Raw genomic sequence first — 24,280 nt, forward strand, 5'->3', positions numbered from 1 at the left:
TGCAAGCGAGGATCAGAGACAAGATGGCATCATATTTCAAATCCACCCCCACCCGTGATGGAATGTTCGGCAACTATGGCGGCGCGATGCTGCCCCCGCCGTTGGAGCCGCATTTCAAGGAAATTCGCGAGGCGTATGACCGCATCTCGAAATCAGCCGATTTCATTGCCGAACTACGCCATATTCGCAAACATTTCCAAGGCCGGCCCACGCCTATCTCTTATCTCAAAAACCTGTCGAACCTGTCGGGCGGCGCGCAGATCTATGCCAAGCGCGAAGATTTGAACCACACAGGCGCGCATAAACTGAACCACTGCATGGGCGAAGGTCTGCTGGCCAAGTTCATGGGCAAGACAAAGCTGATGGCTGAAACGGGTGCAGGTCAGCATGGCGTCGCCTTGGCAACGGCTGCGGCCTATTTCGGGCTGGAGTGTGAGATTCATATGGGCGAAATCGACATCGCCAAAGAAGCCCCGAACGTCACCCGGATGAAGCTGCTTGGCGCTGAAGTTGTGCCAGTCGGCTTCGGCGGACGTTCGCTTAAGGAAGCCGTGGACAGCGCTTTTGAAAGCTATATGGGTCAGGCGGACACTGCTCTGTTCGCCATCGGGTCGGTTGTCGGCCCTCATCCCTTCCCGCTGATCGTGCGTGATTTTCAGCATATCGTGGGCGTAGAATCGCGCGAACAGTTCCTTGAGATGACCGGCGGGCTACCGGATATGGTCGCGGCTTGTGTCGGTGGCGGCTCGAATGCCATGGGTCTGTTTTCGGGCTTCATCGACGACGAGGACGTATCGCTGCATGGGGTCGAACCAATGGGCACGTCGTCCAAGCTGGGCGATCACGCGGCGACGATCTCGTTTGGTGAGGACGGCGACATCCACGGTTTCCGCACCATGGTTTTGAAAGACGACAACGGGGATCCAGCACCCGTGCACACGGTCGCCTCCGGTCTGGATTATCCCGGTGTCGGGCCGGAACACGCGCACCTCTACCGCACTGGCAAGGCCAATTACACGTCCGCCAATGACCAGGAGGCGCTGGACGCTTTCTATGCGCTCAGCCGACATGAGGGCATTATCCCAGCGTTGGAAAGCGCCCATGCAGTTGCCTTTGCGATGCGCGAAGCGCCCAAGAACCCCGGGAAGTCGATCCTGATCAACCTGTCGGGCCGTGGCGATAAAGACATCGACTATGTTACCGAGACCTTCGGATTTGGTGACTAAACCAGCTTGGCCCTGCACCCGCAATGGTGTGGGGCCATTCTATCGGCAGAAGCCCCAGCCGGTGTTTTCCAAATGGAAATGGTCGGCGTGCAGCTGATTATAGTCTGGCCCAAGCACCAGCCGAAACCAGTCACATGACCCACGCCAAATGCGTCGCAGAAACGCTGCTTCGGGGCCGTCGCTATCCCAATCATCCAGCAATGTTAGTCGACGACCATCTGCCAGCCGCACGCCTGTGATGTCGATGGCGTTGGCTTTTGCATGACTGCTCCACCGCCCGTCCGATCCGAGACTGGTGCGCATCTTGCGGCAATTATAGCTGCCGATTTGCGTGATCATTGACACCGATGTGCCCAACATCTCCCGCGCCGCTGGCTGCACAACATGGTGCTCCCACATCGCCAGTCTGAGCGCTGTAGCGCAACGAGTTTCGACCCTATTCAACCGTGATCCAGCCAATCTAGTTAGCAGCCCGCGCCCTTCAATCCCGCAATTCTCGTTCACCTGAAGAGCAGGCATCGGCGAAAATGTAACGCCCGCTTGATCCAGCACTGCGTGGCATTCTGCGACATCGCCCAGCGCGCGCATCATTTGTAAGCGACTGACAAACGTGACCGGGGCGGCGACTGTCAGCCGTTTCGTTGGGTTCCAATGATCTGGCAATGGCCCATCGGGTCGTAGCAACACCCACAGCGCCACAAGACTGAACAGCGCGGCTGAGAAAACCGCCGACAAAACAGACAGCGCCGCCCAACGTAGACCGGGGCGGCGCTTTTTTACTTCGCTCATCGCGCAGAATCAGTAACGATAATGCTCGGGCTTATACGGCCCTTCGGGCGTAACGCCGATATAGGAGGCCTGCTCGCTGCTCAGCTTGGACAGTTTCACACCGATCCGGTCCAGATGCAGACGGGCAACTTTTTCGTCCAGATGTTTGGGCAGGATATAAACGTCGTTCTTGTATTCGTCGCCTTTGGTCCAAAGCTCGATCTGCGCCAAAACCTGGTTGGTGAACGACGCCGACATCACGAAGGACGGGTGGCCGGTGGCGTTGCCAAGATTCAGCAGACGACCCTCGGACAGCAGGATCAGACGGTTGCCCGAAGGCATCTCGATCATGTCCACCTGCTCTTTGATGTTGGTCCACTTGTGGTTCTTCAGGCTGGCAACTTGGATTTCGTTGTCGAAGTGGCCGATATTGCCAACGATCGCCATATCCTTCATCGCGCGCATATGCTCGATGCGGATCACGTCTTTGTTGCCGGTCGTAGTGATGAAGATATCGGCGTCCGCCACGGCATCTTCCAGCGTCACGACCTCGAACCCGTCCATCGCGGCTTGTAGGGCGCAAATAGGGTCGATTTCGGTGACTTTCACACGGGCGCCAGCACCGGCAAGCGACGCGGCAGAACCCTTGCCAACATCACCATAGCCACAGACAACGGCGACCTTACCCGCCATCATCGTGTCGGTCGCACGGCGGATACCGTCAACCAGCGATTCCTTGCAGCCATACTTGTTGTCGAATTTCGACTTGGTGACGGAGTCGTTCACGTTGATCGCGGGGAACGGCAGCTGGCCTTGCTTCACCAGATCATACAGGCGGTGAACGCCGGTGGTGGTTTCCTCGGACACACCTTTGATCTGGTCGCGCATCTTGGTGAACCAGCCGGGGCTTGCCTTCATGCGTTTCTTGATCTGGGCGAAAACCGCCACTTCCTCTTCCGAGGTGGGCGTTTCGATCAGGTCCGTTTCACCGTTTTCAACACGTGCACCCAGTAGGATGTAAAGCGTCGCATCGCCACCATCGTCCAAGATCAGGTTCGGGCCATCCGGGAACATGAACGAGCGGTCCAGATAATCCCAATGCTCTTCCAGTGACTGACCCTTGATCGCAAAGACCGGCGTGCCACCTGCTGCAATCGCAGCAGCTGCGTGATCCTGGGTCGAGAAGATGTTGCACGACGCCCAGCGCACTTCAGCACCCAGCGCCACCAGCGTTTCAATCAACACGGCTGTTTGAATCGTCATATGAAGCGATCCGACAATCCGTGCGCCCTTCAAGGGTTTACTCTCACCATACTCTGTGCGCAGCGCCATCAGACCCGGCATTTCGGTCTCGGCGATGTTCAACTCCTTGCGACCGAATTCGGCAAGGTTGATGTCTTTTACGATATAATCTTTGGTCACGGTGTTTCTCCGGTGCAGAACCCAATACGTTTGCAGGTGCCGTAGCATCCTATCGCCGGGCTGGCAATCAAGCCTGATTGACTTGGGCCCTAAAAACACCAGAGTGCGCCCCTGAACACGCGAGGAGACCACTATATGCCCAAACAACCGCGCGCATGGCAACGGATGCTGTCCGGTCGCCGTCTGGATCTGCTGGACCCGACCCCGATGGATATCGAGATCGAGGATATCGCCCACGGGCTGGCCTTTGTGGCGCGTTGGAACGGGCAGACCTTCGGAGACTTCCCCTATTCGGTGGCCGAGCATTCACTGTTGGTCGAGGCTCTGTTTTACCGGATGAACCCCAAAGTGCCGGTCAAGTGGCGGCTGGCGGCACTTTTGCATGATGCGCCGGAATACGTGATTGGTGACATGATCTCTCCGGTGAAATCGGCCGTTGGCCCGGCCTATGGAGAGCTTGACGACCGATTGATGGCGGCCATTCACATCAAATTCGGCCTGCCTGCGAAACTGCCCGACGCAATCAAGAAGGCGATCAAGAAGGCCGACCGTGTTTCGGCATGGCTTGAAGCCACACAGATCGCAGGCTTTTCGGTCGAGGAGTCTAACAAGTTCTTTGGCACGCCAAACGCTGAACAGGTCAAGGGATTGTCCATTGCGCTACGCCCCCCTGCCGATGTGCGACGGGACTTTACAGCCCGGCACAACGATCTTCTGGGGCAGATGGCATGATCACCACGCGAAAGGCTCGCCCCGCGGACGCGCAAGCCATGTGCGATCTGTTGAACCCAATCATCCGCGACGGGTCCACGACCGCGCACCGATCAGAATTCGACGCAGAGCGGATGCGCGTCACGCATGTAGTTAAACCACGACTGATCCGTACGACGCTGGCATTTGACAGTGATGATCTGCTGGGATTTCAGCTGCTGGAATGGTCAGATCCAACCTATGACGGTCCCGAGGCCTTGCCAGATGACTGGGCGGTCATCGCAAGCTTTGTGCGCACAGGACTGCAAGGGCGGGGTGTTGGGAAAGTGTTGTGGCGGGACACGCTGTTGGCCGCCAAACGGGCAAATGTAGTTTCCATTGACGCCAGCATCCGCACAGATAACCAATCCGGCTTGGCCTATTACTCGAAGCTCGGATTTAGAGACTATTCCAGCATAATTGACATGGTTTTGTCGGATGGAACCGTGGTCGACAAGACGCGAAAGCGGTTTGATATCACCTAAGCGCAGGTTTGCCCCTGCCGCCCTGTCCCGTTGCGCCAACCCACAAACCGTTCCTGCGTGAAGGTCAGCACCAAATCATTCCACTGCAGTTGTTGAACGATGCCCACCGGGCAACCCTCAAGCCGCAACGCACTGTGGCGACCAAGTTCGCGGTCCATCGCTGGCACAACGCCTTTCGGCGACCGTCCGAAATCTATTCGTTTGTTCACCGGATCAACCTGAAGCCCTGCACCGTCCGGATGAACGACAACCACGCTTTTGGTTGGCGTAGGCGCGACGCACGCCGTCAGACCGGCCAGCACCGCAAGTAGGGTCAACGTCCGCATCACTTGGGGCTGCGCTTGGCCAAGATACGCTGCAATGTGCGGCGGTGCATGTTCAGACGCCGCGCGGTTTCCGAGACATTACGGTCGCAAAGCTCATAAACCCGCTGAATATGCTCCCACCGGACCCGGTCTGCCGACATCGGGTTTTCCGGCGGCGGTGGCATTCCATCCGACTTGGCCAGCAGCGCATTCATCACGTCATTCGCATCTGCAGGCTTTGACAGGTAATCATTCGCACCGATTTTCACCGCAGACACGGCCGTGGCAATTGCACCATATCCCGTCAGCACCACGATCCGGGCATCCGGGCGTTTTTCGCGAATGGTCTCAACGACATCCAATCCGTTGCCATCTTCCAGTCGCAGATCAACCACGGCATAGGCAGGCGGGCGGGCGGTGGCGATTGCTTTGCCTGCCGCAACTGACCCAGCGGTTTCCGGTGCAAACCCGCGCTTTTCCATCGCGCGCGCCAGTCGACGCAAAAACGGTTCGTCATCATCCACAAGCAGCAGGGATGCGTCCTCACCGATCGCTTCTAGTTCCTGTGCCGTCATCAGACCAACCTCCGGTTCGCGTCTTATTCAACTTTACCTATGCGTTTCGCATCGTAAGGTCAATTTTATCGCGCCGCCATTGGCTATTTGTCTGAGGCATCAATGAAACATCCAACACGGTCCGCCATCTGATCAGGTGTTTCGTCACGCTTGAAGAAATCGGCAAAACCTGTGTCGGGGAACATCAGATAAGTAAATGTCGAATGGTCCATCAGGTAGTATTCTTCCTGGCCCTCTTCCGGCTCCTGTTTGCGATAATAGGTCTTGTAGGCCTGACTTGCAGCTTTCACTTGCTCGGGCGTACCCGTCAGTCCGATCATGTCTTCGTGCATATAGCTGGTGAAATCCGCCAGTTGCTCGGGCGTGTCCCGCTCCGGGTCGACCGAGATGAAAGCAGACTGAATATCATAGCCGCGGTCCTGCAAAAGGCGCATCGCCTCGGCGTTGCGCGCATTGTCCAGCGGGCAGACATCCGGGCAGAATGTGTAGCCGAAATAGACAAGCGTCGGCTTTGTGATCACATCTTTGTCCGTCACCAGCGTGCCGTTTTCATCGATCAGCTCGAACGGTCCGCCAATAGACGCCGCACCTGTGCCCACAGCACCGGCTCGGCACTGCGCGTACTTATCGGTCTCGCCGGTGGTAACGTACCAGGTTGCGCCCAACAAAGCTGCGACGGCAACAGCCCCGGTTATGGCATATACACGCATCATCGGCTTTCTCCTTGATCTTTCGTCGGCATTGATCGTCCTTTTGCGCAGGACTAACAAGGGATCAGAATGACGCAACCCAAAAAACAGCAAGCGATGGATCACATGATCGAGAACAGCTCAGGCCTTTTGAACCATCGCATGTTTAACGGCGACGGCGAAATTCTACCCGGTCGTTGGGTTCGCCTTCGCACGCTGGTGGTGTTACGCTGGGCCGCCATTTTCGGACAGATCGCAGCAATCGTAGTGTCGATCTATGCGTTTTCGCTGCAAATTCCCCTTGGGTTGACGGCGGTCGCCATTGGGTTGGCGGTGATCGCCAATCTGGTCTCGCTAGCTGTGTTTCCAAAAAACGCCCGATTGAACGAGCGGGATGCAACGGGGATGCTTTTGTTCGACACGCTGCAACTGGCTTTTATGGTCTTTCTGACGGGTGGTCTTCACAACCCGTTCATGGTGCTGATCGTGGCACCCGTCACCGTGGCTGCGACCGCTCTTTCCACCCGTGCGACTGTGATCGTTGGCAGCGTTGCCATTGCCGCCACGACGGCGGTCGCTGATTTCAACATTCCATTACAAACGCGCGACGGCGTCCAAATGCTCATGCCAGATCTGTTCGTGTTCGGCATTTGGGTCGCAGTGGTCACCTCAATCGGTTTTGTGGGCCTTTACACGCGCCGTATCTCGTCCGAAATGCGGTCGATGTCCGAGGCGCTTCTGGCCACCCAAATGGCCCTGTCCCGCGAACAGAAGCTGACTGATCTTGGTGGTGTCGTGGCTGCCGCCGCGCACGAACTGGGCACCCCGCTGGCAACCATCAAGCTGGCGGCATCCGAACTTGTCGATGAACTGGGCGACAAGCAAGATCTGCGCGACGACGCAGCCTTGATCGGTCAGCAGGCGGATCGATGCCGTGACATTCTGCAGTCGATGGGCCGGGCGGGTAAAGACGACATGCTGATGAAAAGCGTGCCCCTTGTGACGCTGGTGGAAGAAGCCGCAGAACCCCACGCAGACCGCGGCAAGACGCTGGAAATCTCGGTCATGTCGCAGCTCAATGACCCGTCGGACGAACCTGTCGTCGCGCGCCGCCCAGAGATCATCCATGGCCTGCGCAATCTGATTCAGAACGCAGTCGATTTCGCGACAACGACCGTCTGGATCGAGATCGACTGGACCGAGACTGAGATCAAGTTGCGGATTATCGACGACGGCCGCGGCTACGCCCCGCAGGTGATCGGCTGGATCGGAGACCCTTTCATACGCGGCAAAAAGCCAGCGCAGGACAAGGGGCAGCGGCGCGAATACAAAGGCATGGGGCTGGGTCTATTCATCGCTAAGGCTCTGCTGGAACGGACCGGCGCGAAGCTGAGCTTTGCCAATGGAACCGAACCCTATACCGGTCGACCCCATCCGCGCGAGAAATCAGGTGCCATTGCGCAAGTCGTCTGGCCTCGTCTTGCCGGGGGGATTGAGAACAAGCCGGCCGCAGGTGGGTTGGGCGACAATATCCCGTTCGAATGACGCGGACAGCGATTAAATCTTCATTAACCAACCCATGACTAGGGTGGCCTCACTGCCAGACGCGGCGCAACGGGTGCACCGCGGCAGATAGGTGCGCAAATGTTTAACACACTGCTTACAATCGGGGTTGTCCTTGTCGCATTTCTGACCGCTTTCGTTGCGCTGTTGGCCCTGTCATGGGTCGAAATGCGGCGACGCAAAAGCCTGCGCGACGACGCGGCCACGGCGGATGACCAGTTGGTGTTTCTGTTCGACAACGAAACGCTGTGCGATGCGACTCCAGCTGCTCGTCATATGCTGCTTGCCGGACGGCCTTCCGGTCCAGATACGGAGTGGCAGCGGTTTGCGCAGATGCTTCAGAATCGCTTTCCCGATTTAACAAAGCACATGGGTGATCTAGCGGACTTGGGCACGCTAACGCTGACCTCTGCCGATGGTAGCAACCGGATTATTGCAGAATGGCGCGATGGGTTGGCGCGGATTGAACTGATTGACTGTGAAAGCCACACCACCTCTAAGGCCATGGACAGGCTGAGCTTTGACGCAATGCAGCATGAACTTGAAACCCTACGCGCCACGTCCGAGCATCTGCCTCTGATGGTGTGGCGCGAAGATAAAGGCGGCGCGATCACTTGGGCCAACAAATCCTATCTGGATCTGGCCGAAAAGATAAGCGATCCGGAAAATCTGGCAGCGTGGCCTCCGCAGAAGGTTTTTCAGCAGGGACAGTTGGTTGACGTTGAAGATCTGACTCAGCCCGGACGCGTAGCTGTCCAGCTTGCAGATGATGAAACGCGGCATTGGTTCGATTTGCATAATGCAGATTTAGGCAGCGATAGGCTCTATACTGCCATTCCCGCCGACCGGATTGTTCAGGCAGAATCGTCGCGCAATGAATTCATCACAACGCTGACCAAGACCTTCGCACACTTGCCCATTGGCCTTGCCATATTCGACCGCAAACGACAGTTGACCCTGTTCAATCCAGCCTTGACGGATTTGGTTGCCCTGCCCGTAGACTTTCTTGTCGGCCGACCAACGCTTTCCAGTTTTCTGGACCGGCTTCGCGAAAAGCGCATGATGCCCGAGCCGAAAGATTATATCTCGTGGCGGCAGCAGATGTCTGATCTGGAAGCTGCCGCGGTAAATGGGACCTATGAAGAAACATGGTCACTTCCTACCGGGCAAACCTATCGCGTCACCGGGCGCCCCCATCCTGACGGTGCAGTTGCGTTTCTGTTTGAGGATATCAGCGCAGAGATTTCCCTGACCCGGCGTTTTCGGGCCGAGCTTGAGATGGGTCAAGCCGCGCTGGATGGCATTGGCGATGCCATTGCAATATTCAACGCAGGAGGCGTTCTGTCGATGTCGAACAAGGCCTATAGCACACTCTGGCAGGATGATCCGTCTGTCACATTGGGTGACGTCAATCTTGGAGATGCCGTTAAGACATGGCGAAAGGCATGCAGCGACACGCCACTATGGCGAAAACTCAAAGAGTTTGTTGCCTCAAATGGCGAGCGTGAAGCGTGGAGTGACAATACTATGCTGTCTGATGGCCAAATGCTGACCTGTTCGGTCACTCCGATGATGCGTGGCGCTACAATGGTTCGGTTCGGGATTGCCGCGACAACAGCCCAGACAGTGACAGCTTCAGAAAAGTTCCTGCCCGCAGGTGCCTGATCGGGCTTGCGTCACCCCGACAGAGGGATAAAACTCCTGCCATGTCGCAGGCGTTTTTTCATCAGGGCCTTTTCCCTTCACCGGATCACACCCAGCTATTTGCTGAAAACCTGTCGGCTCACTTACGCCAAGGTGATGTGATTTTGTTGGAAGGTGGGATCGGTGCCGGAAAGACCCATTTCGCCCGTTCGCTTATACAAGCAATGCAAGCCAGTTCAGGTCGCATAGAGGATGTTCCTTCGCCAACTTTCACGCTTGTGCAAACCTATGGCGTTGAGCCGGCCGAGGTCTGGCACGCCGACCTTTATCGCTTGTCTTACCCCGACGAGATCGAAGAGCTGGGTCTGACGCAAGCCTTTGAAGATGCCATCTGCCTTGTCGAATGGCCGGACCGCCTGGGCGAGCTTTGGCCCGAGAACGCACTGCTTATGTCATTTGCGACAACCGTAGGTCCGAATCACGATGATCAGCGTGTGATCACATTTTCAGGCCGCAAAGAAATTTGGCAAAATCGCGTGCTGGACGCACTGCCATCATGACGGCGCGCGCGCAACAAAGGGCGCAATTTTTAGCAGTTTCCGGCTGGCAATCTGCATCCACCTCGCCCATCGCGGGTGATGCCTCCGCGCGGTCGTATCAGAGACTAACGCACCCTGTTACTAATCAGACAGCCATCTTGATGGATGCCCCAACAGATCATAACGGAACGTCTGCGCCCTTTTTAAGGGTTGCGACCTATCTGAAGAACGCGGATCTGTCGGCACCCGACATCCTCGCCTATGATCTTGAAGCGGGATTTCTTCTGCTCGAAGATCTTGGCGACGCGCTTTTTGCAAATGTGATCACAAAGGATGGGACGCTGGAGCAGCCGCTCTATGAGGCCGCCGTTCAAGTGATCTGTCGTTTGCATGATCACCCAAATCAAGATTTATCATATTATGGTCCGACGCAGATGGCACAGGCGACAGATCTGGCGTTTCTGCATTATCAGCCGACACCGTTCAAGGCGCTTAGTCATGGCGCGCGGCAGGCGATTGATCAGCTGGACGAGCATCTATCGCAGATCGGTGAATTCAACAGCGTATCTTTGCGTGATTTCCACGCCGAAAACCTGATATGGCTTCCTGACCGGGTGGGGGACGCACGTGTTGGTCTGCTGGATTTTCAGGACGCGGTACAAACTCATCCTGCCTATGATCTGATGTCGCTGATCCGTGATGCACGTCGCGACGTGTCACCCGACCTCGCGGATCACCTGATTTCAATGTTCTGCCAAATCAAAGACTATAACGAACCCTCATTCCGGGCCGAAGCCGCATTGATATCGGCCCAGCGCAATTTGCGTATCCTGGGTATCTTCGCGCGCCTATCGCGTGTGATGATGAAACCGCACTACGTTGATCTGATTCCGCGGGTATGGGAACATTTGCAGACCGACCTGGCTCACCCATCGCTTGCAAAGCTCTCTGCGACATTGACCCCCCTTCTTGACCCGCCAACTCCAACATTCCTGCACACCCTGAGGGCACCATGCCAAACGCCGCAATGATTTTCGCAGCCGGTCGCGGCACGCGTATGGGCGCGCTGACCCAGACGCTTCCAAAGCCCATGATTCCAGTGGCGGGCAAACCATTGATCGACCATGCGCTTGCGCTTGTCGACGACAGCCCTATTGAGCACGTCGTCATCAACCTGCATCATTTGGGTAGTCAGATCACCGACCATCTAGGACACAGAAACATCCGATTTTCCAACGAGAATGATCGCTTGCTTGAAACCGGTGGTGGATTAAAAAAGGCTCTAACCTTACTGAAAAGCGATACAGTCATCACACTAAATTCTGATGCTGTCTGGACCGGACCAAACCCGATTCAATCCCTGCTTGCGTTGTGGGATCCAAACCGAATGGACGCACTTTTGATGCTGGTGGCACAAGAAAATGCCATCGGTCACAAAGGCGCGGGTGATTTCATCAGGGCTGATAACGGGGCGCTACATCGCGGCGCGGGCCTGACCTATACAGGATGCCAGATCATCAAGACTGCCCCCGTCGCGGATGTTGCTGAGGATGTGTTCTCGCTCAACACCGTATGGGATCGGTTGCTGGAAAATGGGCGCGTGTTTGGGGTCGAACATGGTGGTCGCTGGTGCGATGTTGGTCAACCAGAGGGGATCACCCTTGCCGAAACCATGCTGAAGGACGCCAATGTTCGAACCATCTGACACCCCACGCATTTTCGGCACACCGCTGGGCGTCGATTTCCCGCAAGCTCTGGTCACCGGAATACTGAACCGCATCGCGGCCAACAGCCCGGATGCGCTAGCGCGCGTCGAAGTGTTCGTAAACACAAGCCGAATGCAATCCCGTGTTCGCGCCTTGTTTGACGGGCGCACGCAGTTCCTGCCACGTATCCGCCTGATCACCGATCTGGCCCGCGACCCGGCCTTGCACGAGGTGCCGCTGCCCGTGCCGCCACTTCGAAGGCGGTTGGAGCTGCGGCAGCTTATCGCAGCGCTTCTGGAGCGTGAGCCGGACCTTGCCCCAAAGGCCGCCGCTTTTGATCTTGCCGACAGCCTTGCCGACCTGATGGACGAAATGCATAGCGAAGGCGTGCATCCAAGCAAGCTTCGGGCGCTTGATGTGGGTGAGATGTCTGAACATTGGGCGCGGAGCCTTAAGTTTATCGCCCTGGTCGAACACTATTTCGACCACGAAACACTGGACCTTCCCGATGTTGAAACCCGCCAACGCATGGTTGTCGAAGCGACCATCGCAAAATGGCGCGAGCATCCACCACAACATCCTGTCTTGATCGCAGGCTCGACCGGATCGCGGGGCGCCACAGCGCTTTTGATGGATGCGGCGGCATCGCTGCCTCAGGGAGCAGTGATCCTTCCGGGTTTTGATTACGACATGCCCAGCCAAACTTGGGCTGAGTTAGACAATGATTTTTCGGCACAGGATCACCCACAATACCGTTTCGCCCACCTTTTGAAGCGGGCGGGCCTGGCATCTTCTGATGTACTGCGCTGGACCCCGGACACACCACCCGAACCGGACCGAAATCGTCTGATCTCGCTCGCCTTGCGTCCGGCACCTGTCACAGACCAATGGCAAGTTGAGGGTAAAGCGTTTCAAGGCATCGAGGCGGCAACCAAGAACCTGACCTTGATCGAAACCCGAACCCCGCGAGAGGAGGCTTTGGCGATCGCTGTTGTGCTTCGCAGATCGGTCGAGGATGGCAAGTCGGTGGCATTGATAACACCAGACCGTAACCTGACCCGTCAGGTGGCCGCTGCGCTGGATCGCTGGCGGATCGTTCCAGACGACAGTGCCGGGCGTCCGCTTGCCCTGTCGGCGCCGGGGCGGCTTTTGCGTCAAACCGCACAACTTCTGTGTGAAGAAACAAGCGGCGAGACCTTGCTGGCGCTATTGAAGCATCCACTGACCCACAGCACCGCTGGAACACGGGGCGACCACTTGCGCTGGACCCGCGATCTTGAGCTGGATGTCTTGCGCGGGCGGTATGCGCCACCGAATGTCAGGGTGTTGACCGAATGGGCTGCCAAATTCCCGGATGAACCCGCACGGACCGTTTGGGCCAACTGGGTCGGCGACACCTTCCTGAACAAATTGCAGCCAGGCGAGCATCCTTTGGCAACTTTGATTGAGCAGCACCAATGCCTGACTGAACACATTGCGCGCGGCTGCGTTCCAGAGGGAACAGGTGAGCTATGGGAACAATCTGCCGGGCAAAAAGCACTTGAAGCAGTCTCTGATCTTGCAGAACACGCGGAGTTTGGGGGCGATCTATCCGCATCTGCATATCGTGACCTGCTGGTGTCGGTCCTGAACACTGGCGTGGTACGTGACCCAATCACACCGCATCCTGGCGTAATGTTCTGGGGCACGCTGGAGGCGCGCGTCCAAGGTGCGGATCGCGTCATTCTGTCCGGGCTAAATGACGGAACATGGCCCGAACTTCCCGGCCCTGATTCTTGGTTAAACCGTAAAATGAGGATGGATGCGGGGCTGTTGCTACCGGAGCGTCGCATTGGCCTGTCCGCCCACGATTTCCAACAAGCCATAGCAACGGGCGAGGTCTTCCTGACCCGCTCTACTCGCGATGACGACAGCCAGACCATCCCGTCGCGTTGGTTGAACCGATTGTGCAACCTGATGGGTGGCATGTCTGATTCCGGTGACGCGGCGTTGAAAGAAATGAGAAGGCGGGGTGCTAGGTGGTCAGCCTTCGCGGGCAGTCTGGACACGGCCAAAGAACAGGTCTCGCCTGAACCGCGCCCATCGCCCGCCCCTCCAGTGTCAGCCCGCCCCACGGTGCTTTCTGTAACGGGGGTGACGAAATTGATCCGTGATCCCTATGCAATCTATGCCGACAAGGTATTGCATCTCAGACCGCTGGACCCGGTGCGCCAAACTGCTGACGCGCGCATCCGCGGCACGGTTCTGCACCGCGTCTTCGAACGTTACGTCGCTGAGGCTGATTTGACTGATGATCACGCGACTGAAACCGCGCGCCTGATGGATATCGCCCATGATGTCTTGGAAGAACACGTGCCCTGGCCCTCTACACGCATTCTTTGGCTGACCCGGATCGGACGGGTTGCGGATTGGTTCGTGTGCGAAGAACGGGACCGTCGCACCAAGGCAGATAATCTGGCCAACGAAGTCTGGGGTGAGGCTGTTTTTGACGAAATAAACTTCACTCTGCGCGCCAAAGCAGATCGGATAGATCGGCGACATGATGGGCAGCTAGAGATTTACGATTACAAATCCGGTCAGCCGCCATCCGAGAAGATGCAGAAGCACTATGACAAGCAACTGCTGCTTGAAGCCGTGATCGCAAAGTTAGGCGGGTTTAGAGACATTTCTGCTTCGCCGGTCGCTAGCGTCGCCTATATCGGTTTAACCCCTCAGGAAACGAAACCTGTAGCTCTGACTGCGCAGGAAATTGACGTGATTCAAGATGAGTTACAGGCGCTGATCCAAGCCTATCACAACCCCGATCAGGGCTTTACCGCACGGCGCGCGGTGCACAAGCAGCGATTTGATGGTGACTATGATCACCTTGCCCGTTTTGGTGAATGGGATGACAGCGCAGAATCAGTGACAATGCGGGTGGGGCAATGACGTTAAACGACGCAACACGCAGCCAAATCCGCGCCGCCGACCCAAAGAACTCAACCTGGCTGTCGGCCAATGCGGGTTCGGGCAAGACCCGTGTCCTGACGGATCGCGTCGCGCGGTTGTTGCTGGAAGGTGTGTCGCCACAGAACATTCTGTGCCTAACCTACACCAAGGCCGCCGCCAGTGAGATGCAGAACCGTCTGTTCAACCGACTGGGCGAATGGGCGATGAAGGATGACACTGCACTCACGGCTGCTCTACAAGATCTTGGGTTGGACGGGGCTCGAGACCTGTCGCTTGCACGACAGCTGTTTGCCCGTGCCATCGAGACCCCCGGTGGATTGAAGATCCAGACCATCCACGCTTATGCAGCATCCCTGTTGCGCCGCTTTCCAATGGAGGCCGGCGTCTCTCCGCAATTCACGGAAATGGATGACCGTACCGCCAAGGACCTTCGTGCCGACCTGCTTGACCGAATGAGCGTGGGGCCATTGGCAAAATATGTAACCGCTTTATCGCAGCATTTCACCGGCGAAGATATGGCGCAGCTAACCGCAGAGATCACGGGCAATCGCACTTTGTTCATTGATCAACCGACCGATGCCGAGATTGCCAAATGGTTTGGCGTATCACCAGCGCTGGATGAACGCACCATTCTGGATATTCTGTTTCAGCCCGGCGATCTGCAAATGCTGGCGATGCTTCACGACATTCTGGCAACCGGTAGCGCCACCGAACAGAAAGCCGCCGGGCACCTGACAGGGGCGGATCTAAGCGCCCCCTCTTTCGATATTCTGGATCGGTGCGCGCGGTTCCTGATCAACCAAAAACCACCCTATTCCGCCAAATCAGGGACCTTTCCGACCAAGTCCATGCGCGCGGGGGCTTGCGCAGATATAGTCCCGCAACTGGACGATTTCATGCAACGGGTTGAAGATGCGCATCTTGCCCGAATTGCGCTGTCGAACGTCAAACGCACCTCCGCGCTGCACAGGTTTGCCCACAATTTCGTACACCTTTATGAAGAGGAAAAGCTGGCGCGAGGTTGGTTGGATTTCGACGATCTGATCCTGAAGGCCGGGGCGATCCTGACCGACTCGGCCATCGCATCGTGGGTGCTGTTCCGGTTGGATGGTGGGATTGACCACATTCTGGTGGATGAAGCCCAGGACACCAGCCCAGCGCAATGGCGCATCATCGACAGTCTTGCGCGTGAATTCACCAGCGGCATCGGTGCGCGTGATGGTGTGGAGCGGACAATCTTTGTGGTCGGCGACCCCAAACAATCCATCTATTCTTTTCAGGGGGCCGAGCCTGCCGCGTTCGACCAGATGCGCGCCACCTTCACCGACCGCCTGTCCCAAATTGGGCGCAGCCTGGTTCAAATGCCGTTGGAATATTCATTCCGGTCATCACGGGCAGTGCTGGAATTCGTCGATCTGGCGATGAAGACGCGGAGCGGTCTGGGCGGAGATTTCTTGCACCGGGCCTTCTTCGCCAACCTGCCGGGCCGGGTCGATCTGTGGCCAGCCATCGAACCTGTCACCCATGACGAAGATCGAGACTGGCATGATCCTGTTGACGCTCCATCGCCGCAAGACCACCGGGTGCAGTTGGCCGAGAGTATCGCAGACGATATAGACCGTATGATTAATACTGAGACTATTCCAGCAGAAGACGGCACCAATCGCCCAGTGAATGCTGGTGATATTCTGGTGCTTGTGCGATCCCGCAAAGAATTGTTTCACGAGATCATCCGCGCCTGCAAAGCGCGCGCCATTCCCATCGCTGGCGCAGATCAGTTAAAAATCGGGGCGGAACTGGCGGTTAAAGATTTGACCGCACTTCTGTCGTTTTTGGCTACGCCCGAAGACGATTTATCACTGGCTGCCATTCTGCGCTCTCCATTGTTCGGGTGGTCCGAGGACGATCTGTTCCGCTTGGCGCATCCGCGCAGCAAGGGAAAGTTTCTTTGGCGGGCGCTGTCTGACAAGGCTGAACAGTATTCCGAAACGTTGCGTGTACTGCAAGACTTACGCGACACTGCCGATTTTCTGCGCCCCTATGAATTGCTGGAGCGCGCTTTGACCCGCCATGGTGGCCGTCAAAAGTTTCTGGCGCGACTGGGGCAAGAGGCTGAAGACGGAATCGACGCCTTGTTGGCGCAGGCCATCGGCTATGAACGATCCGGCACACCCAGCCTGACTGGATTTTTGACCTGGCTTCAAACCGATGAAGTCACAATCAAACGCCAGATGGATTCTGTGGGGCAACAGGTTCGGGTGATGACCATCCATGGGTCCAAAGGGTTAGAAGCCCCAATTGTGATTCTGCCTGATTTGGCCCAGCAAAGGGCGTCATCGATGCCCGCTGTTGCCAAGCTCTCTGATGGTCAGGCGATCTTTTCCCCCAAACAAGAAAACCGAACCGAAGCGATCGAGGCTGTTGCACGCGACTTAAAGGATGCCGAGATCGAAGAGCGCGCTCGACTGCTCTATGTCGCGATGACACGGGCAGAACGTTGGTTGATTCTGGCCGCGGCAGGGGCCATTGGAAAGCCCGACTCCGATGTCTGGTATCGCATCTGTGAAGGCGCAATGACCAAAGCGGCAAGTGTTGATTGCGACTTTCCCACAGGGCCGGGCAAGCGATTTGCGGCAGGCAATTGGCCCGAGCCGACCGTCAACCAAACGCCTGAGCACAAGGATATCACATCCGACTTGCCAGGCTGGTTGACGTCGCGGGTGGACACACCTGTGCTTTCAGCCAAGCCGATCTCGCCCTCCGATCTGGGCGGGGCAAAGACTCTTGCCGGTGAAGACGCTTTTGGCAATGCCGATGACGCAAAGACGCGTGGGCGGCAGATACATCTATTGCTGGAACATCTACCGGGCATTCCGACGTCCCGTTGGAAGGGCACGGCCCGGTTTCTGCTTGGGTCGGGTGACGACCGTGCCTCAGATGCTGAGCAATCTGTGCTTCTTGATGAGGCGGCTGGCGTGCTAACCGCCCCTGAGTTGGCCCCGATCTTCGCCCGTGCCGATTTGGCCGAAGTTCCCGTCACCGCCACGCTTCCACAGTTCCCCGAACGTGTCCTTCATGGGGTAATTGACCGGTTGATAATCTCTGATGATGAGGTGCTGGCGGTGGATTTCAAAACCAACCGCGTTGTGCCCGCATCACCCGAGGACACGCCTAATGGGCTGCTGCGACAGTTGGGGGCATATCGGGCCGTACTTCGCCAGATTTACCCCGATAGAAATGTCAGCACGGCGATCCTGTGGACACAAAGCCGTGAGTTGATGCGTTTCGAGAATGCATTGGTGGATGCGGCTTTCAGGCATCTTGACGCAACCCGTCTGCCTACCTAGGTTCACCACAACATATAGTTTTCAGGAGAACACAACATGGCAACTGTAGCTGTCACCGATGCCACATTCGAGCAAGAAGTTCGCCAAGCGGATCTTCCTGTGATCGTCGATTTCTGGGCCGAATGGTGCGGTCCCTGCAAGCAGATCGGGCCAGCTTTGGAGGAGCTGTCGGCTGAATACGAAGGCAAGGTCAAGATCGTGAAAGTTAATGTCGACGAGAACCCGAATTCGCCCGCACAAATGGGTGTTCGTGGCATCCCGGCCCTGTTCATGTTCAAGGACGGTCAAGTCGTATCGAACAAAGTCGGCGCCGCGCCAAAAGCAGCACTGCAGTCGTGGATCGACGAAAGCGTCTGATTTTCACGCTTGGATCAAAAAAGCCCCGCAAGGTCTGCGGGGCTTTTTCTTTGTCGAGTTCAAACCTGACTCAGATCAACAGAACTTGCGTGCCATTCCTGGCATAGCCAAACAGCTCGGCAATATGCCGGTTGTAAAGCCCGATGCATCCGTTCGACGACTGCCGCCCGATCTTGCGCGTGTCATGCGTGCCGTGGATGCGATAGTATTGCCAGCTTAGATACAATGCGTGCGTGCCCAGCGGGTTGTCCGGCCCCGGTCCCACAAAGGGTGGCCATTCCGGGTTTCGTTTCCGCATCGCCGGGGTTGGCGCCCAGGACGGGCCTTCAACCTTGCGAATGACGCTGGTACGTCCACGGCGGGTCAGGTCTTCTGTCAGCGGCACCGAGGTCGGGAACAGTCGATAGATCGACTGATCTTCGGACCAGTAGTGCAAACAACGCGAGCTGATATCGACCAAGATGGCCCCATTGCGCGTGTTGCTGAAGTAAGGTTGCCAGTTCAGGGCCCGAAAGCTTGAAACGTTGCGTTTCACAACTTCGGTCAGGTCACGTTCGCCCTGCGTCGTGTTTTCAAACTGCGCAAGAGCAGGCGTCGCCAGGCCGCTTGCTGCAGCAATCGTTCCACCAAGGAACGCGCGCCTGCCAAGCTGGGCTTCCGGTGTCTTCCGCATTACTAAGTCTCCAATATTCACTTGTATCGCCGATATATATTGCTTCTGAGCATCAGTCGCAATTCAAACGGATGTTATCGGCTTAATCTCGCAAAGCCGTCATTTGCTACTTGCTAATACTCACGATAGAACGGCACAGATACAATGCTTTTTGGATGAGAGACAGACAATGCGCGTGTTTTTGATGGCAGTTGCCGCTGTTGCGGCCCTTTCTGCGTGTGCTCCGGGTACAGGCGGCACCGGTGGTGGCGTCAACATCTATCGAATCTCGTCTGGTCAGACGTCAAAGGTTCAATATCGGATGCTGGACAGCATCAACCAGCTGCGTCAGGCCGCCGGTGCCCAACCGGTGAAGCTTAATTCACAGCTGAACGCGGCCGCACTGACCCATGCGCGCGATATGTCGGTGCAGAACCGGCCGTGGCACTTCGGGTCTGATGGGTCGTCCCCGATCGACCGCGCCCGCCGTGCGGGATATTCAGGCGCCTATTTAGGTGAAAACATCTCGGAAACTTTTGAGACCGAGCTGCAGACTTTGTCAGCCTGGATGAACAAGCCTGACACGCGCCGGATCATTCTTGACCCACGCGCCCGCGAGCTTGGCTTCGCGTGGCTGCAAGAGCGGAATGGCAAGATTTGGTGGGTCATGGAGATGGGTGGTTAATCCAACTGCCCGTCCACCCTTACGGGTTGATATCAATCACAGTTCCCAATCGGACCATCGTGAAAATCTCGCGCATCTCGTGATTCTTGACCGAAATGCAGCCAGCCGTCCAATCGTCACGCTTCGGGTCTTGAGGGCGTCTGTCACCGTGGATGAAAATCTCTCCTCCCGGCTTGCGCCCGACGGACCGGGCATGCTCCACATCCTGCCGGTTAGGATAGGACACACCGATTGACAGATAGAAGGCGCTTTTCGGGTTGCGCCGGTCAATGACATAGCGCCCCTCGGGCGTCTTGCCATCGCCTTCGTATTTCTTGCGACCCTCGGGCGCAAAACCCAGCCGAATGCGATAGGTTTTCAGGATCTCGGTGCCATGCATCAGATACATTTTACGCGCACCTTTGTTGACGATGATCTGTGTCACCTCCGGCCCGTCATACTTGTATCTTTTCGGGCCGCACGAGGCGACAAAGACCAAGGACAGGACGGTAAGGATCGTTAATACGGCTCTCATTTGGTGTCCCACGCTGCTCGCTTTTTTGCGATTATGGTAGATTAGATTGATCACAACACAAGTGAATTTGCCGTGTAATCACCCTATCGGCGAATCCCTGAATATTTCACGCTTTGGTAAAACTAGCGACCTGTTCGGTGTGTGTAGACCAGCGGAATTGGTCAACAACTTGCACCCAGTCCAACTGATAACCCGCATCCACCAAGGTTTTAGCGTCTCGCGCAAACGTCTGCGCGTTACATGACACCATGGCGATTCGCTTTATCTCGGATGCAGCAAGATGCTTGATCTGCGCTTCGGCGCCCGCGCGGGGTGGATCAATGACAGCAGCATCGAAGCGCGCCAGATCTTCGGCCATTAATGGATTGCGAAACAGATCTCGCACTTCAGCCGAAACATGACGCAGCCCCTGCGCCTGACGCCACCCAAGGGATAGCGCATCCGTCATTGCGGCGTGACCCTCGACTGCGTGTACTTCGGCTGCTTGCGCCAGAGGGAGGGTAAAAGTGCCACAACCGGCAAATAGGTCGATCACCGAACGAGCGCTGCCCACGACCTCGCGTACGCCGTCCAACAAGGCTGCCTCACCCTCGCGTGTGGCTTGCAGGAACGCACCGGGAGGCGGCACAACTGCTGTACTGCCAAACATTTGGATGGGTGGCGTTTCGGTGGCAATCTTTTCGCCGTTCCAGGTCAGACGTGCAAAGCCAAATTCGTGAAGAGCCTGTGCCAAATCAGTCTCTAATCCACGGTCAAACGGCTTACCCTCCGTAACCGACACATCCAACCCCGCAATAGATTGCACAACATTGATCGACAGTTCACCTTTGCGCGATGCACCAAGCATGGTCAGCGCGCCCAAAGCCGGCAGGGCTGCAAGAATATCTGAGTGCACAAGTTGGCAGTTGGTAATCTGGGAGATGGTATCTGACCGGCGCCCATGAAACCCGACAATAGCGCCTTTCTTGCCGCGTTTACCCGACAGAACTGCCCGGCGGCGTGATCTGGCAGGCGACGTTATAATTGGCCTAAATTCGGGCATCAGATCGTGGGCGTCCAACGCGGATTTGACCACACTAACCTTCCAGTCTGCCACGAACTGATCCGTGGCATGCAGCAAAGCACACCCTCCGCACGCGTTGTAATGTGGGCATGGCGCTTTGACCCGGTCAGGTGAGGGCGTCACGATACGCGGCGCCACAATACGCCCGTCCACATTATCGCCCGAGATTTCTTCGCCGGGCAAGCAGCGGGGTGCAAAGACCGGACCGGGCGCAACGCCGTCGCCCAGATGGCCCAATCGCTCGATCACATAGGTTTGCGTCACGACAACAAGTCCTTTCGTTGCAATGTGAAGCCCGACGCGATCCACAGACTTTCCAATCGCCGCAACTCAGCGCCCAGCGCGGGGCCAGAATATATGGGAAGCAAATCGTCAGGTTGAACCGGGAACACGGCATTCGCACCTTCTTCGATCTCGGGCCAAACACTCTCGTCAACCTCACCACCCATCAGCGCAGAACGCAAAAGCACTACGTCTGCGGCGAGGTCTGCCCCATGACGATAGGCCAGCTCGCCCGCCCCCTCCACCGACCCCATCGCATGACGCATCAACTCAAGTTGCTTGCGGTCACGCTTGGACAGTCGAAAACGGTCTGCGACATCGACACCGCCCAATATAGCAAGACGGCGCAGCGGATCAGGTGTGCGCTGCCCCTCCAGATGAACCAAAACCGGCAATGCGCGGGAGTCTGCACCGGGCAGGAGCGCAGCCAGAACGCCGATTTGTGCCATCGTACCAACCGCCGTTGAGGGATCGGGGGCCGCTAACAGCTTCAGCATCTCGACACCAACGCGCTCCCGCGATAGCGTCTCTAACCCATCCATATTTGCCCCAATAGCCGTTAATGCGTCTGCATCCATTCCACCCGCAGCATCGCCATACCAAGCGTGGAAGCGAAAGAAGCGCAGGATCCGCAAGTAGTCTTCACGGATGCGGTCGCCGGGATCATCTATGAATCGCACACGGCGTGCTTTCAAATCTGGCAAGCCGCCCAGCGGATCAATGACCTGACCATCCGGCGCAGCGTACAGCGCGTTCATCGTGAAATCGCGCCGATGCGCGTCATCTTCAAGCCTGTCGGAATAGGCGACCACCGCACGCCGACCATCGGTTTCAACATCCTTACGGAACGTCGTAACCTCCAGCCCTTGCCCATCAGCCACCACAGTGATGGTTCCGTGATCAATGCCTGTCGGGACCGCGCGCGCGCCTGCACCTTCGGCGATTTTCATCACCTGTTCCGGTCGCGCATCCGTGGATAGGTCCAGATCCGAAATGGGTGCCCCCAGCAGATCGTTGCGGACGCAACCGCCCACAAAATAAACTTGGTGTCCAGCTTGCGCGATCATCTTGCATACGGCCTGGGCGGCAGGCGTCGTGATCCAATCTCCGGTGATGCGGGTCATTGTGGCAACCTTTCGGCAAGGGCACGCAGCATCCGCGCCGTCGCCCCCCAGATATAGTAGGGTCCGTAGGGCACAGTTTCATACATCCGCATATTCCCCTGCCACATCCGCCCCTGATGGACATAATTGGCAAGGTTAGAGACATGTTTGAACGGGACGGTGAAGACCTCCTCCACCTCGCCAAGCTCAGCGACGATGTCGAAAGGTTTTGGAACGAAGCCAACCACCGGGGTGACTGTGAAGCCGGTCACCGTTTCGTGTGGCGGCATCTGCCCGATCAGATCAACCTGCTCTGGCGGCAACCCAATCTCTTCATGCGCCTCGCGCAGGGCTGCGGCAACCTCATCTTCGTCACCCGGATCGACTTTGCCACCCGGAAAGGCGATTTGCCCCGGATGGTGCTTTAGGGCCGAGGACCGTTTGGTCAGGATAAGCTGCAGCTCGTCCCCTGATTGGATCAGTGGCACCAAAACACCTGCAGGCCGAAGCTTGCGATTTTTTGGCCGTTGAATATCCGGGTTCAGATCAAAATCCGAACTGCCACTGCCGGATTTGGCAACGGCTTTCCGGACTTTATCCAAGATATCAGTCACTGTTGCTGCTCGGATCAATTGCATCTTTGCCCAGCGTGGCTGGATCAAGGTCATAATGCGCGCCACAGAATTGGCAATCTGCGGTGACGCGCCCATCATCGGTGGTCATGTGTCCAAGATCACGAGCAGAGTAGATCGACAGGCTTTCGCGCACCCGGTCTTCTGAGCATGGGCAGCCAAAACTGATAGCCTGCGGATCAAAGACGCGCGGCGTCTCTTCGTGAAACAACCGCACCAACAGGTCGGTAGGTTGGACGGATGGCCCGACCAGCTCCAACTCTTCCACAGAACTCAGCAAAATATTCGCGCGGTTCCAGTTTTCTGCATCATCATCCGACAACAGATCATTGGCGGACAACAGCCCACCTTCGCCGGACCCACCTTCGCCCGTCACCTGCGAAGAGGCTTTGGGCATATGCTGCAACATGATCCCGCCTGCCCGCCAGCTTTCAGTGCCGCCCGTCCAGGTCGATTTTCCGAAAGTCAGGTGAAACCGCGTCGGCAACTGCTCGGACTGGGCAAAATAGGCTTGCGCGCAATCTGACAGTGACTGACCAGCAATCGGCGTCATCCCTGTATAGGGCTTCTGCTTGCTGCCCTGATGGATCAAAACAGCAAAATACCCCTTGCCGATCTGCGGAAAGCCCGGCGCATCCGATTGCAGCCGATCTTCGTCAAAGCTGGCATAGGCACGGATTTTGGCGGGATCACCTTCTTTTTCAGGTGCATAGTAATCGGTGGCAATCAGCCGGGCTGGACCGTCACCGCGCACTTGCAATGACAGCTTCCACTGCATCTTGATGGTCTGCCCAATCAGCGCAGTCAGCATGGCAGCTTCAGCGACCAACGCTTCAATCGCCGGTGGGTATTTATGTTGCAACAGAATGGTGTCCAGCGTGCCGTCCAGCCGCAAGACCCGCCCGCGAATGTCGCTGCGATCCAGTTGAAAGGGCAGGATGGTGTCATCCCAGGCGATTTGGGTTCCAAGGGTCATGGGGTTTCCTATCGGCGTTCAGCTTGGCATACCGCGTCTATATGGTGT

The 24,280-nt window shown here is 56.9% G+C and carries 23 protein-coding genes; 12 read left to right on the forward strand and 11 right to left on the reverse strand.

What is annotated here, in order from left to right:
• Positions 1-23: 23 nt before the first annotated feature.
• Positions 24-1,226 (forward strand): tryptophan synthase subunit beta, encoded by a 1,203-nt coding sequence (gene trpB / locus MWU51_RS13595; protein ID WP_247037941.1) that lies wholly within the window; start codon positions 24-26, stop codon positions 1,224-1,226.
• A 39-nt stretch (positions 1,227-1,265) separates the two neighbouring features.
• Here the strand turns inward: trpB and MWU51_RS13600 are convergent, their stop codons facing one another.
• Both MWU51_RS13600 and ahcY read right to left on the reverse strand, forming a co-directional pair.
• Positions 1,266-2,015, reverse strand: coding sequence for an extensin family protein (locus MWU51_RS13600; protein ID WP_247037943.1), 750 nt, complete (start codon positions 2,013-2,015; stop codon positions 1,266-1,268).
• Between the two features lie 9 nt (positions 2,016-2,024).
• Positions 2,025-3,416, reverse strand: a complete 1,392-nt coding sequence (ahcY, locus tag MWU51_RS13605) for an adenosylhomocysteinase (protein ID WP_247037945.1) — start codon at positions 3,414-3,416, stop codon at positions 2,025-2,027.
• Positions 3,417-3,551: 135 nt separating this feature from the next.
• Here ahcY and MWU51_RS13610 point away from each other — a divergent pair, with 135 nt between their 5' ends.
• Both MWU51_RS13610 and MWU51_RS13615 read left to right on the forward strand, forming a co-directional pair.
• Complete coding sequence (locus tag MWU51_RS13610; protein WP_247037947.1) at positions 3,552-4,148, forward strand: HD family hydrolase; 597 nt, start codon at positions 3,552-3,554, stop codon at positions 4,146-4,148.
• A complete protein-coding gene (locus tag MWU51_RS13615) occupies positions 4,145-4,651 on the forward strand; it encodes a GNAT family N-acetyltransferase (RefSeq protein ID WP_247037949.1) in 507 nt (168 codons plus the stop codon). Before MWU51_RS13610 ends, MWU51_RS13615 begins: the two co-directional genes overlap by 4 nt.
• Here the strand turns inward: MWU51_RS13615 and MWU51_RS13620 are convergent.
• The 3 genes from MWU51_RS13620 to MWU51_RS13630 form a co-directional block, all read right to left on the reverse strand.
• The gene (locus MWU51_RS13620; RefSeq protein WP_247037951.1) at positions 4,648-4,977 is read right to left on the reverse strand and encodes a hypothetical protein; all 330 of its coding nucleotides are present in this window, start codon (positions 4,975-4,977) and stop codon (positions 4,648-4,650) included. The two genes, MWU51_RS13615 and MWU51_RS13620, sit on opposite strands and share 4 nt — an antisense overlap.
• Positions 4,977-5,531, reverse strand: a complete 555-nt coding sequence (locus tag MWU51_RS13625) for an ActR/PrrA/RegA family redox response regulator transcription factor (RefSeq protein ID WP_247037953.1) — start codon at positions 5,529-5,531, stop codon at positions 4,977-4,979. Before MWU51_RS13625 ends, MWU51_RS13620 begins: the two co-directional genes overlap by 1 nt.
• Before the next feature lie 83 nt (positions 5,532-5,614).
• A complete protein-coding gene (locus MWU51_RS13630; protein WP_247037955.1) occupies positions 5,615-6,244 on the reverse strand; it encodes an SCO family protein in 630 nt (209 codons plus the stop codon).
• A gap of 66 nt (positions 6,245-6,310) precedes the next feature.
• Here MWU51_RS13630 and MWU51_RS13635 point away from each other — a divergent pair, with 66 nt between their 5' ends.
• The 8 genes from MWU51_RS13635 (at position 6,311) to trxA (ending at position 18,325) form a co-directional block, all read left to right on the forward strand.
• The gene (locus MWU51_RS13635) at positions 6,311-7,765 is read left to right on the forward strand and encodes a sensor histidine kinase RegB (RefSeq protein WP_247037957.1); all 1,455 of its coding nucleotides are present in this window, start codon (positions 6,311-6,313) and stop codon (positions 7,763-7,765) included.
• Positions 7,766-7,864: 99 nt separating this feature from the next.
• Positions 7,865-9,448, forward strand: a complete 1,584-nt coding sequence (locus MWU51_RS13640; protein ID WP_247037959.1) for a PAS-domain containing protein — start codon at positions 7,865-7,867, stop codon at positions 9,446-9,448.
• Between the two features lie 41 nt (positions 9,449-9,489).
• Positions 9,490-9,987: a tRNA (adenosine(37)-N6)-threonylcarbamoyltransferase complex ATPase subunit type 1 TsaE gene (tsaE, locus tag MWU51_RS13645; RefSeq protein WP_247037961.1), complete on the forward strand. Its 498-nt coding sequence runs from the start codon at positions 9,490-9,492 to the stop codon at positions 9,985-9,987.
• Positions 9,984-10,997: a phosphotransferase gene (locus tag MWU51_RS13650; RefSeq protein WP_247037963.1), complete on the forward strand. Its 1,014-nt coding sequence runs from the start codon at positions 9,984-9,986 to the stop codon at positions 10,995-10,997. The genes tsaE and MWU51_RS13650 overlap by 4 nt, the downstream gene beginning before the upstream one ends.
• On the forward strand, positions 10,979-11,671 hold the full coding sequence (locus MWU51_RS13655; RefSeq protein ID WP_247037965.1) for a nucleotidyltransferase family protein: 693 nt from the start codon (positions 10,979-10,981) through the stop codon (positions 11,669-11,671). Before MWU51_RS13650 ends, MWU51_RS13655 begins: the two co-directional genes overlap by 19 nt.
• Positions 11,655-14,600, forward strand: coding sequence for a double-strand break repair protein AddB (gene addB, locus MWU51_RS13660; RefSeq protein WP_247037967.1), 2,946 nt, complete (start codon positions 11,655-11,657; stop codon positions 14,598-14,600). Before MWU51_RS13655 ends, addB begins: the two co-directional genes overlap by 17 nt.
• Positions 14,597-17,968, forward strand: coding sequence for a double-strand break repair helicase AddA (gene addA / locus MWU51_RS13665; RefSeq protein ID WP_247037969.1), 3,372 nt, complete (start codon positions 14,597-14,599; stop codon positions 17,966-17,968). The genes addB and addA overlap by 4 nt, the downstream gene beginning before the upstream one ends.
• Positions 17,969-18,004: 36 nt before the next feature.
• Positions 18,005-18,325 (forward strand): thioredoxin, encoded by a 321-nt coding sequence (gene trxA / locus MWU51_RS13670; protein ID WP_247037970.1) that lies wholly within the window; start codon positions 18,005-18,007, stop codon positions 18,323-18,325.
• A gap of 70 nt (positions 18,326-18,395) precedes the next feature.
• Here trxA and MWU51_RS13675 read toward each other — a convergent pair whose 3' ends face one another.
• A complete protein-coding gene (locus tag MWU51_RS13675; protein ID WP_247037972.1) occupies positions 18,396-18,998 on the reverse strand; it encodes a L,D-transpeptidase in 603 nt (200 codons plus the stop codon).
• A gap of 169 nt (positions 18,999-19,167) precedes the next feature.
• Here MWU51_RS13675 and MWU51_RS13680 point away from each other — a divergent pair, with 169 nt between their 5' ends.
• Entirely contained in the window at positions 19,168-19,662 is a 495-nt protein-coding gene (locus MWU51_RS13680) for a CAP domain-containing protein (protein ID WP_247037974.1), read from the forward strand.
• A 19-nt stretch (positions 19,663-19,681) separates the two neighbouring features.
• On the opposite strand, the gene MWU51_RS13685 is transcribed toward MWU51_RS13680, so the two are convergent.
• The 5 genes from MWU51_RS13685 to MWU51_RS13705 all read right to left on the reverse strand — a co-directional run bounded on the left by MWU51_RS13685 (position 19,682) and on the right by MWU51_RS13705 (position 24,232).
• The gene (locus tag MWU51_RS13685) at positions 19,682-20,176 is read right to left on the reverse strand and encodes a L,D-transpeptidase family protein (protein WP_247037977.1); all 495 of its coding nucleotides are present in this window, start codon (positions 20,174-20,176) and stop codon (positions 19,682-19,684) included.
• A gap of 106 nt (positions 20,177-20,282) precedes the next feature.
• The gene (locus MWU51_RS13690; protein WP_247037978.1) at positions 20,283-21,503 is read right to left on the reverse strand and encodes a class I SAM-dependent RNA methyltransferase; all 1,221 of its coding nucleotides are present in this window, start codon (positions 21,501-21,503) and stop codon (positions 20,283-20,285) included.
• Entirely contained in the window at positions 21,500-22,645 is a 1,146-nt protein-coding gene (locus MWU51_RS13695; RefSeq protein WP_247037981.1) for a CCA tRNA nucleotidyltransferase, read from the reverse strand. The genes MWU51_RS13690 and MWU51_RS13695 overlap by 4 nt, the downstream gene beginning before the upstream one ends.
• The gene (locus tag MWU51_RS13700; protein WP_247037983.1) at positions 22,642-23,238 is read right to left on the reverse strand and encodes a CoA pyrophosphatase; all 597 of its coding nucleotides are present in this window, start codon (positions 23,236-23,238) and stop codon (positions 22,642-22,644) included. The genes MWU51_RS13695 and MWU51_RS13700 overlap by 4 nt, the downstream gene beginning before the upstream one ends.
• The gene (locus tag MWU51_RS13705) at positions 23,231-24,232 is read right to left on the reverse strand and encodes an Hsp33 family molecular chaperone HslO (protein ID WP_247037984.1); all 1,002 of its coding nucleotides are present in this window, start codon (positions 24,230-24,232) and stop codon (positions 23,231-23,233) included. The genes MWU51_RS13700 and MWU51_RS13705 overlap by 8 nt, the downstream gene beginning before the upstream one ends.
• Positions 24,233-24,280 lie beyond the last annotated feature (48 nt).

The sequence above is a fragment of the Aliiroseovarius sp. F47248L genome, assembly GCF_023016085.1.
Classification (GTDB): Bacteria; Pseudomonadota; Alphaproteobacteria; order Rhodobacterales; family Rhodobacteraceae; genus Aliiroseovarius.